Here is a 14,522-nt window from a genome sequence, read left to right as displayed (position 1 = left end):
CGTTCACGAGGCCCACCCTCGCATCCGGCGCACGGGACCGCGCAGCCGCCCTGTCTACTCGGTCTGGACGGCGATCAGGCAGGTGTCGTCGTCGGTGTCGGCGGGGCTGAGTTCGAGCAGCCGGTCCAGGTACTGCTCCAGGTCCGGGCCGGGGTCGCCGGCCGCCCGGAGCAGCTGCTCCACCGACTCCTCCACCGGACGGTCCCGGCGTTCGACCAGCCCGTCGGTGTAGAGCAGCAGGACGTCACCCGGGTCGAGCCGGGCGGTGCGTTCCTCGTACTCGGCGTCGTCCAGCGCGCCGAGCAGCACCCCGTGCGGCAGCGGCAGCACCTGGGCGCCGTCCGCGCCGAGCCGGATCGGCGGCAGGTGGCCGGCCCGGGCCCAGCGCAGTTCGCCGCCGACCGGGTCCAGCAGCACACAGACGGCCGTCGCGGTGACCTGGCCCGGTTCGCGCAGGGCCACGGTGTTGGCCCACTCCAGCAGCCGGCCCGGGCCGGCCCCGGTGACGGCGAGGCCGCGCAGGGCGTGCCGCAGCGCGACCATCCCGGTGGCCGCGCCGACACCGTGCCCGGCCACGTCGCCGACCGCGAGCAGCACCCGCCGGTCGGGCAGCACCAGCACGTCGTACCAGTCGCCGCCGACCCGGTCGCGCTGGGCAGCGGGCCGGTAGCGGACGGCGGCGTGCAGGCCGGTGACGGCGAGCGGGGGCGGGGCGGCGGGCAGGATCGCCTGCTGCAGCCGCAGTGCCAGCTGCGCCCGTTCGGCCGATTCCTGCTCGCTGTCGGCCAGCCGCTCCCGGGTGGCGCCGAGCGCGACCTCCGTCCAGTGCTGGGCGGAGACGTCGTGGTAGGCGCCGCGGACGGCGACGAGCCGGCCGGTCTCGTCCACCACCGGCTCGGCGATCACCCGGGTGAAGCGGTGGGTGCCGTCCGGGCGGTCCAGCCGGACCACCGCGGAGGCGGTGCGGTGGTGGTGCCGGACGGTGTCCAGCAGCCGCCGGACCGCCGGCCGGTCGTCCGGGTGGGTGTGCCGCACGAGCCGGTCCAGCGGTACGGGCGGGGCGTCCGGCGGCAGCCCGTACAGCTCGCGCAGCCCGTCGCTCCAGCGGATCCGGCCCTCGGCGGGGAACTCCTCGAACCCGGCCACCCGGGCCAGCCGCTGGGCCTGGCGCAGCAGGGCGGCGTGCTCGTCCTCCTCCTGCTCGTCGTCCAGCCGCCAGCAGACCAGCACCCGGCCCCCGAGCGGGACGACCGAGAGCAGTACGGCCACCGGGACGGCGGGCCCCTGCTCCCGGAAGGCCAGCCGGAGCGGCTCGGCGGTCGACGGCACGCCCGTCTCGTACGCGCGCAGCAGCCGGTCGAGCAGCCCGGCGGCCGAGGCGACCGGGTACGTCTCCAGCAGCGAGGCGCCCTCCAGTGCCTCCCGGGGCCGGCCGAGCGGGTCGCGGAACCGGGCGTTGACCCGAACCACCGTGAAGTCGGCGATCCGCTCGGCCCGCAGGACGGGGCCCAGCAGCAGCGCGGGGGTGAGCAGACCGTCCAGGAGGTCGTCTGCCCGCTCGGGGGGCACGGGCTCCGGGGGTGGGCCGAGCAGGGTCGCGCAGAGGTCGGCGAGGGCGTACAGCCCCCGGCGCCGGGCCGGGCCGAGCACCGGGGCGGAATCGGGGCCGGTGGCCGGCCAGAGCAGCTCCAGCGCGCCCGTGCGGCGGCGCCGGTCGAGCAGCGGGACGACCGCGCGGGCGGCGGCGGCGCCGACCGAGGGACCGTCCGCCCCCGGTTCCCCGGGCCACAGCTCGGCTCCCCCGCCGACGACCAGCTGCGCCGGGGTGGGGACGCCGGGCGGCACCCGGGACCAGCCGGCCGCCTCCTCGGCGGAGAGCCCGGCGTGCGCGGCGAGGGCGAGCGCGCCGCCGGGCAGCCGCTGCCAGACGGCCACGGCGCGGACGCCGAGCGCCGCCGCGGCCTGGTCGAGCACGGCCCCGGCGGCGTGCTCCAGGTCGGGCGCGGAGGCGAGTGCGGGTGCGACGGGCGGGCCTGCCTCGGGCGGTTCGGCGGTGGGGAGGCCGAGGGCCGCCGGTCCGGGCGCGCCGTCCGGAGCCGGTGCGGGAGCTGTTCCCGGTTCCTGGCCCGGCTCCGGGAGGGCCGCGATGTCCGTCGCCAGAACGAGCACCGGCACGCCCGACTCCCGGGCCAGCCGGGCGAGGTGCGCGGCGGCCTCGGCGACGGGCAGGCCGAGCCGCTCGGCCAGGATGCCGGTGGCGAGGTCGACGGCGGCCCTGGTCCACGCCTCGGCGTGCGCGCGGGCGGCGGCCGCCCGGAGGCGACGGACGGTCTCGGCCAGGGCCCGGGCGGTGCGCTCCGCGGCCTCCTGCGCCGGGGACTCCTGCCCGGCGGACTCCTGCCCGGCGGTCACGGCGCGCCCCGGGGCCGGGGCGCGGTGCCCGCGCGAAGGGCGGCGGTGCCCGAGTGCCGGGCCGCGGTTCCCCCGGACCGGGGAGCCGTCATGACGCGTCCAGCCATTCCCGCATCCGCTCCAGCAGCCGGCCGGTGTCGACCGGCTTGGTGATGTGGTCGTCGGCCCCGGCGGCCAGGCTGCGGTCCCGGTCGCCGGGCATGGCCTTGGCGGTGACGGCCACGACCGGCAGCCGCTCGAAGCGGGCGTCGGCGCGGATCTCCGCGATGGCGGCGTAGCCGTCCAGCTCGGGCATCATGACGTCCATCAGCACCAGGTCGGTCTCCGGGTGGGCGCGCAGCACGTCGAGCCCGGCGCGGCCGTCGGCGGCGTGCAGGATGGTCAGCCCGTGCCGTTCCAGGGCGGCGGTGAGCGCGAAGACGTTGCGGATGTCGTCGTCGACGATCAGTACGGTCCGTCCGACGAGCGGTCCCGCCACGGCCGGGGGCGGGTCGCTCTCCTCGGTCTCCTCCACCGCCGAGGGGCTCTCGACCACCGAGGGGCTCTCGACCGCCTCGGGGGCCGCGCCGCCGCCCCCGCCCCCGCCCCCGGACCCGGGCACCGGCGTGCCGCCCGTCGCCACCGCCGCCGCCTGCTCGCCCAGCGGCAGGTACAGCGTGAACCGGCTGCCCTGCCCCGCCGCGGAGCGGACGGTGATGGTGCCGCCGAGCAGCCGGGCGAGCTCCCGGCTGATCGACAGGCCGAGGCCGGTGCCGCCGTAGCGCCGCGCGGTGGAGCCGTCGGCCTGCTGGAAGGCTCCGAAGATGGTGTCCAGGTGGGCCGGGTCGATGCCGATCCCGCTGTCGTCGACGTGGAAGGCCACCGCGGCGGGCGCGCGCCCGAGTCCGGGCGGCAGCTCGGCCTCCTCGACGCGTTCGATCCGCAGCTCGACCCGGCCGGTGTCGGTGAACTTGACGGCGTTGGAGAGCAGGTTGTGCAGCACCTGACGCAGCCGCGCCTGATCGGTGACGATCCGTTCCGGCACGGCCCGGTCGACGGCCACCTCGAAGGCGAGCCCCTTCTGGTCGGCCAGCGGCCGGAAGCCGGACTCCACGTACTCCAGCAGTTCGCGCACCGCGAAGGGCTCGATGGACAGGTCCATCTTCCCGGCCTCCACCTTGGAGAGGTCCAGGATGTCGTTGATGAGCTGGAGCAGGTCGGTGCCGGCCGAGTGGATGACGCCCGCGTACTCGACCTGTTTGGGGGTGAGGTTGCCGCCGCTGTTCTCGGCGAGCAGCTGGGCGAGGATGAGCAGGCTGTTCAGCGGGGTGCGCAGCTCGTGGCTCATGTTGGCCAGGAACTCCGACTTGTACATCGAGGTCCGGGTCAACTCCTGTGCCCTTTCCTCCAGTTCCTGGCGGGCCTGCTCGATCTCCAGGTTCTTCGCCTCGATGTCCCGGTTGCGCTGGGCGAGCAGCGCGGCCTTGTCCTCCAATTCGGCGTTGGAGCGGCGCAGTTCCTCCTGCCCTTCCTGCAACTCCTTGGACTGGGCCCGGAGTTCGGCGGTGAGCCGCTGGGACTCGCCGAGCAGCTCGTCGGTGCGCGCGTTGGCCAGCAGGTTGCCGAGGTTGACCCCGCAGGCCTCGGCGAACTGGGTCAGGAAGTCGCGGTGGACCTGGGTGAACGGATGGACCGAGGCGAACTCCAGCACGCCGATCAGCCACTCCTCCAGGGCGATCGGCAGGACGACCAGTGAGCGGGCGTCGGCGCCGCCCGCGCCGGAGGAGACGGTGGCGTAGCCGGGCGGCAGGTCGTCCACGGCGACGGTCCGCCGGGTCCGGGCGGCCTGGCCGACCAGGGACTCCCCCAGCCGCAGCCGCCGCTGCTCCCCGGCCGGGCGGCCGTAGGCGCTGATCAGGGCCAGCTCGGTGCCGTCCGCGCCCTCCTCGGCGAGGAAGAACGCGCCGTACTGGGCGCCGACCAGCGGGGTCAGCTCGTCGGTGATCATCCCGGCGACGGCACGGATGTCCCGCCGGGCCTGGATGGCGGCGGAGAAGCGGGCCAGGTTGCTCTTGAGCCAGTCCTGCTCCTGGTTGGCCAGGGTGGTCTCGCGCAGCGATCCGACCATCGCGTTGATGTTGTCCTTGAGGTCGGCGACCTCGCCGGAGGCGTCCACGCTGATCGAGCGGGTCAGGTCTCCGGCCGCGACGGCGCTGGTGACCTCGGCGATGGCGCGGACCTGCCGGGTGAGGTTGCCGGCCAGCTCGTTGACGTTCTCGGTGAGCCGCTTCCAGGTGCCGGAGACGCCCTCCACCCGGGCCTGCCCGCCGAGCCGGCCCTCGCTGCCGACCTCCCGGGCCACCCTGGTCACCTCGGCGGCGAACGAGGACAACTGGTCGACCATCGTGTTGACGGTGGTCTTGAGTTCCAGGATCTCGCCGCGCGCGTCCACGTCGATCTTGCGGGTCAGGTCGCCGTCGGCGACGGCGGTGGTGACCTGGGCGATGTTGCGCACCTGGCTGGTCAGGTTGTGCGCCATGAAGTTGACGTTGTCGGTGAGGTCCTTCCACGTCCCGGCGACATTGGGCACCCGGGCCTGGCCGCCCAGGATGCCCTCGGTGCCGACCTCGCGGGCGACCCTGGTGACCTCGTCCGCGAAGGCGGACAGCGTGTCCACCATGGTGTTGATGGCGGCGGCGAGGGCCGCGACCTCGCCCTCGGCCTCGACGGTGATCTTCCGGGAGAGGTCGCCGCGCGCCACCGCGGTCGCCACCTCGGACATCGAGCGGACCTGGCCGGTCAGGTTGGAGGCCATCACGTTGACGTTGTCGGTGAGGTCCTTCCACGTCCCGGAGACCCCCCGGACGGTGGCCTGGCCGCCCAGGTTCCCGGCGGTGCCGACCTCCCTGGCGACCCTGGTGACCTCGTCCGCGAAGGAGGACAGCTGGTCGACCATCGTGTTGATGGTCTCCTTCAGCTCCAGGATCTCGCCGCGCGCGTCGACCCGGATCTTCTGGCTCAGGTCGCCCTCCGCGACGGCGGTGGTCACCTCGGCGATCGAGCGGACCTGGGCGGTGAGGTTGTCGGCCATGACGTTGACGGACTCGGTGAGCGCCCGCCAGGTGCCGGAGACGTCCCGGACGTCCGCCTGCCCGCCGAGCCGGCCCTCGGTTCCCACCTCCCGGGCCACCCTGGTCACCTCGTCCGCGAACGAGGACAGCTGGTCGACCATCGTGTTGATGGTCGTCTTGAGTTCCAGGATCTCCCCGCGGGCGGCGACCGAGATCTTCTGGGTGAGGTCCCCCTCGGCCACGGCGGTCGCCACCTGGGCGATGTTGCGCACCTGCCAGGTCAGGTTGCCCGCCATCGCGTTCACCGAGTCGGTCAGGTCGCGCCACGTCCCGGCGACGCCCGGCACCTGCGCCTGGCCGCCGAGCCGGCCCTCGGTGCCCACCTCCCGGGCCACCCTGGTCACCTCGTCCGCGAACGAGGACAGGGTGTCCACCATGGTGTTGACGGTGCTCTTGAGCTCCAGGATCTCGCCGCGCGCGTCCACCTCGATCTTCTGGGTGAGGTCGCCGCGCGCCACCGCCGTGGTGACCTGGGCGATGTTGCGCACCTGCCAGGTCAGGTTGCCGGCCATCGCGTTCACCGAGTCGGTCAGCTCCAGCCAGGTCCCGGTCGCGTCCGGGACCTGCGCCTGGCCGCCGAGCCGCCCGTCGCTGCCGACCTCCCGGGCCACCCTGGTCACCTCGGAGGTCACCCGGGCCAGCTGGTCGGCCATGCCGTTGAAGACCTCGGCGATCTCCCCCAGCACCCCCGGCCTGTCCGGGGCGAGCCGGGTGCGGAAGTCCCCGTCGCGCACGGCCGTCAGCCCGGCGAGCAGCTGCCGCAGTGCCTGCTCGGCCGGGTCGGCCGCGGGGGCTGCGGCTACCGGGTGCTCGTCCATCCGCCCACCGTCCGGATCGCTCGCACGGCCTGGGTGCGCCGTCGTCCGGGCACCTCGGACCCGAGGGCGACGGGCTGCCGCCCTGCTCCCACTGTCCCACCGCGGGCCGGAGGCGACACTCGGGGCGGACGGGCCCGGGGCGGACGGACACTCGGGGCGGACGCGCCCGGGCTGGGGCGGCAGGCCTCAGCGGCCTCAGCGGCCCCGGCGGCCTCAGCCCGGTACGGTCCCGCGGATCGGAAAGGCGTCGGTGGCGCCGGTGAGTTCGAGCATCCGCAGGATCAGCGGCCGGGGCCGGGCCAGCTCGATCCGGCTGCCGTCCACCGCCGCCCGGGCCTTGGCCCGCAGCAGGGCGTTGAGCCCGGTGGAGTCGCAGAACTCCAGCCCGGCGCAGTCCACCACGACCACGCCGGCCGGCCCGGCGAAGGTCCGGTTCAGCGCGGCCCGCAGGTCGGCGCTGGAGTCGAGGTCCAGTTCGCCGAGCAGCACCAGGACGGTGCCCAGGGCCCACGGCCGGATCTCGACCGTCAGCCCCTCGGCCCGGTCGACGGCCGGACCGCCGCACTTCGACGGGCGCCGCGTCATGGCTCGGGCTCCTCTCGCTCGGTGAGGACCGGGCTCCGGTCGGTGCCGGCGCTCACATCCATGCGGCTGTCCGCTGCGGAGCGCCGGAAACCCCGGGCGGGGCGGCGGAAACCCCCGGGCGGGGAAGGGTGCGATCAGTCGGGCCGCTGCGGCTCCCCGTCCGAACCGGCCGCCGTCAGGGCCGGCGGGCGCGGCACCTCCAGCCAGACCAGCTTCCCGCCGTCGTCGGGCCGGAAACCCCAGGCGTCGGCGAGCCGGTCCACCACCCGCAGCCCGTGCCCGCCCGGTCGGCCGGCACCGGCGAACGGGCGCAGCCGCGGCGGTACGGGGCTGGCGTCCACGACCTCCACCCGCAGCCGGGCGCCGTCCCAGTGGAGCCGCAGTTCGCGCGGGCCGCCGGAGGCGTGCAGGCAGGCGTTGGTGACCAGTTCGGAGACCATCAGCAGGACGTCCTCGGCCGCGGCCCTCCGGTCGTCGTCGGGGGCGGGCAGCCAGTGCCAGGACACCAGCGCCCGCCGGCTGAACTCCCGGCTGCGCTGCACCGCGCCGGCACTGCCCTCCAGCACCAGCCGCCTGGTCTGCTCCCCACTCGGCGGCCCACCGTTCCCGGGGCGGTCCACGGTTTGCCTCCTCACCTCGGCTCGGGCGGTGCGGCGGGCCCGGCCGGGCCCTCGCCGGGCGCCTCCAGCGCGGTGCGGAGGTCGGGGTGGACCCGCAGCACGCCGTCGGCCCCGGTGATCGCGAGCAGCCGCACCACCAGCGGGCCGGCGCCTGCCAGCTCCAGCCGCACGCCGTCCCCCTGGGCGTCCAGCCGGGCGCGCAGCAGGACGTTCAACCCGGTCGAGTCGCAGAACCGCAGGCCGGCGAGGTCGACGACGATCCGCTCGATGCCGGCCGCCGACGGCGGCCGGGCGAGGGCGGTCCGCAGGTCGTCCGCGGTGTCGTGGTCCAGTTCCCCGGTGACGGTGACGATCCGTACCGGCCCCCGGTCCCCGACCTCGACCCACAGGTCGCCGGACTCGTGCTCCCCGGTGGGCTCGCAGGGTCGCTCGGATGGCCGTGGCATGGCTCGCTCCCGGTCCGGTGGGGACGGCGGGGCGCCGTCCCGCCCATCATCGCGCGCGCCGTGCCGGGCCGCGCGGACGGCCGTACCCGCGAGTTTCCCGGGTACGGGCGGGAGCACCGTCCGTCGGTCGTCCATGCCCCGCGTCTGCCCGAACCCGGCCGGGACACACGTACCGCCGCCGGCCCGGGAGCACGTCCGGGTCGCCCGCGCAGGCCGGCGCGCGCAGACGTTTCACGCGAGGACGTTAGAGCCCGCCGTGGCGGGGAAGTCGCCTTGGTGGCGGGGCCGCGGGACGCTCGCCGATTCGTGCCGCCCCGGGGCCCGGCAGGGGCACGAACGCAGGAGAACAAGGACGGACCCGTGAGATTTCTCGACCGCAGCACCGCCGGACACCAGCTGGCCCGCAGGCTCGCCCCGCTGCTGAGCGGGCGGGCCGGTACCGGGGTGGTGGTTCTCGGGCTCGCCCCCGGCGGGCTGCCGGTGGCGGCGGAGGTCGCCGAGGCCCTGGACGCCCCGCTCGACGCCACGGTGGTCCGGCCGCTGGCCGTCCGCGGCCACGACCGCCCGATCGGTGCGATCGCCGACGGCGACGGGCCGCTGGTCGACCGGCACACCCTGAGGAGCCTCGGCGTCACCGCGGCCGAGCTGGGCGCGAGCGTCAAGCGGGAGCGGGTGGAGGTCCACCGCCGTGAGGCGCTCTACCGCCCGGGCCGGGACCGGCTGCCATTGGACGGGCGCACCGTCGTCCTGGTCTCCGACGGCCTGACCGACGACCTCACCGCCCGGGCGGCCGTCCACGCCCTCGCCGCCGACCACCCGGCGCGGCTGATCCTCGCGGCGCCGGTCTGCGACGCCCGGATCGCGGCCGACCTGCGCCGGGACGTGGACGCGGTGGTCTGCCTCCACCTGCCCCGCTACGCGCACGCCGCCGGGCCCTGGTACGGCGAGTTCCACGAGGTCACCGACCGCGAGGCGGCCGTCCTGCTGCAGCGGCGCACCCCGGCGGGCCGCACCGGGGCCGGCCGGGGCTGAGCCGCTTCCTGCCCCGCCAAAACCCTTTGCCGGGCAGCGGCTGCACGGACCATCCTCCTGTCATGAACCATCCCCCGCACGTCATCGCCCTGGACGGAGCCACCCTTCGCCGCTTCGACGGCGAGTCGGACCTGTCCGAGTTCTTCGCGGTCATCGAGGAGTAGTTGGAGCACTTGCGGCCCTGGATGCCCTGGGTGGCCGAGCACAGCCGGGCCAAGACCACCGAGTTCCTCACCGGACGGGCGGAACTCTGGGCGAGCGGGCAGGACTTCACGTACGCGATCGTGCTCGACGGCGCGATCGTCGGCGCCTGCGGGCTGTTCCGGCGCGAGGACACCCCGGCCGGGGTCCGCGAGATCGGCTACTGGCTGCACCCCGCCGCCACCGGGCGCGGGCTGGCCACCCGGAGCGTGCGGGCCCTGGCCGGTGAGGCCTTCCGGTTCCCCGGGGTGGAGTTCGTCGAGATCGTCCACGACCCGGCCAACCTGGCCAGCGGCGCCGTCCCGGCCCGCCTCGGCTTCACCGAGCACCTGCGCCGCCCCGCGGAGGCGCTCGCCCCGGCCGAGACCGGGGAGGAACTGGTCTGGCGGCTGCCCCGGGAGCAGGCCCCGGCCCGGTGAGCCCGGCGGTCCGCAGCCAGGGGGGAGAGCATGCGGACCGCCGGGTGCGTCGGCCGGGTCGCAACGATCCGGCCGACGCGTCGGGAGCGGACGCGGTCGGAGCCTTCCGGCTCCGCGCGCAGTGCCCCATCTCGAACTCCGCGGTCCCGCCGTGGACCTCACCCACGGCGTCGCGCGTTCGCTCCCGTGCCCAGGAGACCCTCCCCGCCCACGCCGATAACACTTTCTTCCGAGCGCTTCCCCAGGACGTTCAGTTGACGGTTCATCACATAGACCGAGGCACGCTATGGCGGAGCGGGAAGTCGGGCTAGGATCACGACATGGTCACCGCCCGGTCGCCGTTGCGTACACGACGCGCCCGCCCCCGAGGGGTGGCGGCACGGCTGTTCTGGCTGGGCGCCCTGCTGGCGGCCGTGTTCGCGTCCCACGGGTTCAGTGCGGAGACCGGCGCCGGGCACACCGATCCGATCCGGATCACCTGGTCCACCCACGCCACCACGGCGGTCGACGGCCCCCGGGCCGCGCAGCCCGCGCACCACCAGGAGCACGGCGAGGACGCCGACCACCCCGGCGGCGAGTGCCTGTCCGGGAAGCCCGAGGACGGGCCCGACGCGGGGGCCGGCCGGCCGGTCCCCGCCGTCCTGCCCGCCGCCGCGGAGCCCGCACCGGCGCCCGTTCCACCGCGCCCGGCGGCCGGGAGCAGCGGAGCCGGATCGCCCGAACTCCCGCACCGGATCGCGCATCTGAGAGTCTAGACCGGCCCGGGCCGCGCCCCGCCACGCCCGCCTCGCGGTGCGGGCCGGCGCCCACTGCCCGCGTCCGTTCCCCCGCCGTCACCGATCCGCTGCCGCCGTGTGCGGCCGCGCGGAGTCCCGTCATGCCCAACCGGCTCCTGGCCGCGCTGCTGCTCGGCCTGTTCTCCCTGCTGCCCGTCGGCTGCGCGGAGCGGCACCTCGATGCCCGTCCGCACCGCTCCCCCGCGGCCACTGCCGCGGTCTCCACCCACGCCACCGCCCCGACCACCAGCGCGCCGACCGATCCGAGCGGCGCCCCCGCCGGTTCACCCGAGCGCTCCTGCCCGGAGGTCGACGACCTCGCGCCCGCGCAGCGCTCGGTCCGCACCCCCGCGGCGTCCCTCCCCTTCCCCGCCCAGATGCCCGTCGCCGACCCCGGCGCCGGACGGGCGGAGCCTCCCGCGCCCCGCCCGGCGGCCGCCGTCGGTCGCGCCGCCGGCACCACCGGGCCGAGAGGCCCGCTGCTGGTCACCTGCCGGTGGCGGATATAGCGGCTCGGAGTCCGTCCGAACCGCCGTACCGTCCGCCAACCTGCCTACAGGAGACCAGACATGACATCCCTCACCCATCGCACCGACGACCACGCGGCCCTCAGCGGCCTGGTCGGCAACACCCCGGTCCTGCGGATCGGCGAGCCGCTCGCCCCGGCGGGCCGCGGCTTCTGGGCCAAGCTGGAGGGCTTCAACCCCGGCGGCATCAAGGACCGCCCGGCCCTGCACATGGTCCAGCGGGCCCGGGCCCGGGGCGAGTTGAGCCCGGGCGGCCGGATCGTCGAGTCCACCAGCGGCACGCTGGGCCTGGGCCTCGCGCTGGCCGGCATGGTGTACCGGCACCCGGTCACGCTGGTCACCGACCCGGGGCTGGAGCCGGCCATGGCCAGGCTGCTCACCGCCTACGGCGCCGAGGTGGAGACGGTCACCGGCCCGCACCCGCGGGGCGGCTGGCAGCAGGCCCGGCGCGACCGGGTGGCCGAGCTGCTGGCCCGCCGCCCCGGCTCGTGGTGCCCCGACCAGTACAACAACCCCGACAACACCACCGCCTACACCCCGCTGGCGCTCGAACTCGCCGCCCAGCTGGGCCACCTGGACGTGCTGGTGTGCAGCGTCGGCACCGGCGGGCACTCGGCCGGCACCTCCCGGGTGCTGCGCCAGCTCTACCCGGGACTGCGGGTGGTCGGGGTGGACACCGTCGGCTCCACGATCTTCGGCCAGCCCGACCGCGCCCGGCTGATGCGCGGCCTCGGCTCCAGCATCTATCCGCGCAACGTCGCCTACCGGACCTTCGACGAGGTGCACTGGGTCGCCCCGGCCGAGGCCGTCTGGACCTGCCGCCGACTGGCCGCCTCGCACTACGCCACCGGCGGCTGGAGCGTCGGCGCCGTCGCCCTGGTGGCCGGCTGGCTGGCCCGCACCCGGCCCGCCGGCACCCGGATCGCCGCGATCTTCCCGGACGGGCCGCAGCGCTACCTCGGCACCGTCTACGACGACGAGTACGGTGCCGCGCACGACCTGCTCGACCACCCGCCGGCGGACGGCCCGGACAAACTCGCCCGGCCGGACGAGCGGGAGGTCACCCGCTGGACCCGCTGCACCGAGGTGGTCGACCCGCTGACCCTCGCGGGCGCCCCCGGCGGTGCCGCGTGAGGGGGCTGACCGCCCAGTTCCGCGGCCACGAGCGCAGTGTGCGACTGCTGATGGTCAACCAGTTCACCATCAACCTGGGCTTCTACATGCTGATGCCCTACCTGGCCGCACACCTGTCCGGCGGCCTGGGCCTGGCCGGCTGGACGGTCGGGCTGGTGCTCGGGGTGCGCAACTTCACCCAGCAGGGCATGTTCCTGGTCGGCGGCACGCTGGCCGACCGGTTCGGCTACAAGCCGCTGATCGTGGCGGGCTGCCTGCTGCGCACCATCGGCTTCGCCGCGCTCGGCCTCTCCTCCTCGCTGTCCGCCCTGGTGGCGGCCTCGGCGGCCACCGGCCTGGCCGGGGCGCTGTTCAACCCGGCCGTGCGGGCGTACCTCGCGCGGGACGCGGGCGAGCAGCGGGTGGCCGCGTTCGCACTGTTCAACGTCTTCTACCAGGCGGGCATCCTGCTCGGCCCGCTGGTGGGCATGGCGCTGACCGCGGTGGACTTCCGCACCACCTGCCTGGTCGCGGCCGGGGTGTTCGCGGTGCTCAGCGCGGTGCAGATCCGTTCGCTGCCGGCCCGCCGGGGCGACGGGCCGGCCGGGGGCCCGGAGCGTACGGGTGTCCTCGCGCAGTGGCGCGGGGTGCTGGCCAACCGCCCGTTCCTGCTCTTCGCGGGCGCGATGACCGGCTCGTACGTGCTGTCCTTCCAGGTGTACCTGGCGCTGCCGCTGGAGGTCCGCCGGCTGGGCGGCGACGGCACGGGCGGGACGGTGGCGACGGCGCTGCTGTTCGTGGTGTCCGGGCTGGGCACGATCCTGCTCCAGACCGGGGTGACCGCGTGGTGCCGGGCCCGGATCGCGCCGGGCACCGCCCTGGTCGCGGGGGTGGCCGTGATGGGCGCGGCCTTCCTGCCGCTGCTCGCCGCCTCGGCCCTGCCCGTCCCGGGGGCCGGCCCCGGGCGCTGGGCGCTCGCCGCCGGGCCGCCGGCGCTGGCCGCGGCGCTGCTGGCCCTGGGCACGATGCTGGCCTACCCGTTCGAGATGGACACCGTGGTCAGGCTCTCCGGGGACCGTCTGGTCGCCACCCACTACGGGCTCTACAACACGGTCTGCGGGGTGGGCATCACGCTGGGGAACCTGCTGACCGGCGCGGCCCTGGACGCCGCCCGCGCGGCCGGGCTCGCCGCGCTCCCCTGGCTGGCGCTGTGCGCCCTCGGGGTGGTCTGCGCGTTCTCGCTGCACGCGCTCCACCGGGGCCGGCGCCTCACCGGGCCCGCGCCGGTGCCCGCCGGGTAGGAACCGCACGGCAACGCCGAACGGCGGACCCGCAGGCTCACTCCCGGACCTGCGGGTCCGCCGACACCCCCTCGGAAAGCTTGTACCGAACGGTCCGTTTCCTCATACTTCCGGTCAGCGCCGATCAGGAGCTGATCATCCGCCGTGCTTCCGGAGAGCAACGACCTTGGTCCGCCCATCCCCTGACCGCGCTTCACGGCCCCAACCCTCGGGGCCGTCACCCCCTCAGGAGGAGATCGGTGAGGACCACGCGCACCACGCCCCGCACCGGCAGCACGCGCCGCTTCCGCCTGCTCGCCGCGGCCCTCGGCCTGCTGACCGCGACCGCGGTCGCCGCGCCGGGCGCCGCCGCCGCTCCCACCCGCACCGCCGAACCGGAACAGCTCTCGGCGATCAGCGACGCCATTCTGAACGCCGAGGTCGACGGCACGGCCTGGTACGTCGACGAAGCCGCCGGACGCGTCGTGGTGACCGCCGACAGCACCGTCTCCCCGTCCTCGCTCGCCCGGCTGATGAAGGCCGCCGGCCCCGCCGCGCCCAGCCTCGACGTCCACCGCGTCCCCGGCGTGTTCACCCCGCTGCTCGCCGGCGGCGACGCCATGTACGGCGGCGAGTACCGCTGCTCGCTCGGCTTCAACGTGGTGAGCGGCAGCACCTACTACTTCCTCACCGCCGGGCACTGCGGCAACGTCGCCCCCGACTGGTACACCGACGTCGCCCACAGCACCCTGATCGGCCCCACCATCGGCTCGACCTTCCCCGGCCACGACTACGCGCTGGTCCGCTACGACAACAGCGCCCTCAGCCACCCGGGCGGCTTCACCTCCGCCCCGGACGCCGTCGTCGGCGAGGCGGTGAAGCGCACCGGCTCGACCACCGGCACCCACGGCGGCACCGTCACCGGCCTCAACGCCACCGTGCGCTACACCGACGGCAGCACCGTCCGCGGCCTGATCCAGACCAACGTCTGCGCCGAGGCCGGCGACTCGGGCGGCCCGCTGTACGACGGCGCCAAGGCGCTCGGCCTCACCTCGGGCGGCAGCGGCGACTGCACCTCCGGCGGGACGACCTTCTACCAGCCGGTCAACGCGGCGCTCTCCGCGTACAACGTCAGCGTGTACTGACCCGCGCCCTTCCGTCCCGGCCGTGGGCCCGCCGCACC

At 75.6% G+C, this 14,522-nt stretch carries 12 protein-coding genes; 7 read left to right on the top strand and 5 right to left on the bottom strand.

Features of this window, described 5'->3' with window-relative positions:
* Positions 1–54: 54 nt before the first annotated feature.
* The 5 genes from ACWGJO_RS31885 to ACWGJO_RS31865 all read right to left on the bottom strand — a co-directional run bounded on the left by ACWGJO_RS31885 (position 55) and on the right by ACWGJO_RS31865 (position 7,991).
* Positions 55–2,412, bottom strand: a complete 2,358-nt coding sequence (locus ACWGJO_RS31885) for a PP2C family protein-serine/threonine phosphatase (protein ID WP_452189070.1) — start codon at positions 2,410–2,412, stop codon at positions 55–57.
* A gap of 88 nt (positions 2,413–2,500) precedes the next feature.
* Positions 2,501–6,340 carry a HAMP domain-containing protein gene (locus ACWGJO_RS31880; protein ID WP_452189068.1) on the bottom strand — a complete coding sequence of 1,280 codons (3,840 nt, stop codon included), beginning with the start codon at positions 6,338–6,340 and terminating at the stop codon, positions 2,501–2,503.
* Positions 6,341–6,553: 213 nt separating this feature from the next.
* A complete protein-coding gene (locus ACWGJO_RS31875; protein WP_452189066.1) occupies positions 6,554–6,925 on the bottom strand; it encodes an STAS domain-containing protein in 372 nt (123 codons plus the stop codon).
* 134 nt (positions 6,926–7,059) lie between these two features.
* Complete coding sequence (locus ACWGJO_RS31870) at positions 7,060–7,545, bottom strand: ATP-binding protein (protein ID WP_452189064.1); 486 nt, start codon at positions 7,543–7,545, stop codon at positions 7,060–7,062.
* A gap of 11 nt (positions 7,546–7,556) precedes the next feature.
* On the bottom strand, positions 7,557–7,991 hold the full coding sequence (locus ACWGJO_RS31865; protein ID WP_452189062.1) for an STAS domain-containing protein: 435 nt from the start codon (positions 7,989–7,991) through the stop codon (positions 7,557–7,559).
* A 360-nt stretch (positions 7,992–8,351) separates the two neighbouring features.
* On the opposite strand from ACWGJO_RS31865, the gene ACWGJO_RS31860 reads away from it, so the two are divergent.
* The 7 genes from ACWGJO_RS31860 (at position 8,352) to ACWGJO_RS31830 (ending at position 14,484) form a co-directional block, all read left to right on the top strand.
* Complete coding sequence (locus ACWGJO_RS31860; protein ID WP_452189060.1) at positions 8,352–9,023, top strand: phosphoribosyltransferase; 672 nt, start codon at positions 8,352–8,354, stop codon at positions 9,021–9,023.
* A 164-nt stretch (positions 9,024–9,187) separates the two neighbouring features.
* On the top strand, positions 9,188–9,643 hold the full coding sequence (locus ACWGJO_RS31855) for a GNAT family N-acetyltransferase (protein WP_452189058.1): 456 nt from the start codon (positions 9,188–9,190) through the stop codon (positions 9,641–9,643).
* Positions 9,644–9,963: 320 nt separating this feature from the next.
* Positions 9,964–10,398 (top strand): hypothetical protein, encoded by a 435-nt coding sequence (locus tag ACWGJO_RS31850; protein WP_452189057.1) that lies wholly within the window; start codon positions 9,964–9,966, stop codon positions 10,396–10,398.
* Positions 10,399–10,520: 122 nt separating this feature from the next.
* Complete coding sequence (locus ACWGJO_RS31845) at positions 10,521–10,928, top strand: hypothetical protein (protein ID WP_452189055.1); 408 nt, start codon at positions 10,521–10,523, stop codon at positions 10,926–10,928.
* A 60-nt stretch (positions 10,929–10,988) separates the two neighbouring features.
* A complete protein-coding gene (locus ACWGJO_RS31840) occupies positions 10,989–12,080 on the top strand; it encodes a PLP-dependent cysteine synthase family protein (protein WP_452189053.1) in 1,092 nt (363 codons plus the stop codon).
* A gap of 50 nt (positions 12,081–12,130) precedes the next feature.
* A complete protein-coding gene (locus ACWGJO_RS31835) occupies positions 12,131–13,360 on the top strand; it encodes an MFS transporter (RefSeq protein WP_452189093.1) in 1,230 nt (409 codons plus the stop codon).
* Between the two features lie 239 nt (positions 13,361–13,599).
* The gene (locus tag ACWGJO_RS31830) at positions 13,600–14,484 is read left to right on the top strand and encodes a S1 family peptidase (protein ID WP_452189051.1); all 885 of its coding nucleotides are present in this window, start codon (positions 13,600–13,602) and stop codon (positions 14,482–14,484) included.
* Positions 14,485–14,522: the final 38 nt, after the last annotated feature.

Source organism: Kitasatospora sp. NPDC054795, from assembly GCF_053611565.1.
The sequence above is the reverse complement of the archived record's forward strand: the minus strand, read 5'-3'. Positions and strand labels throughout refer to the sequence as shown.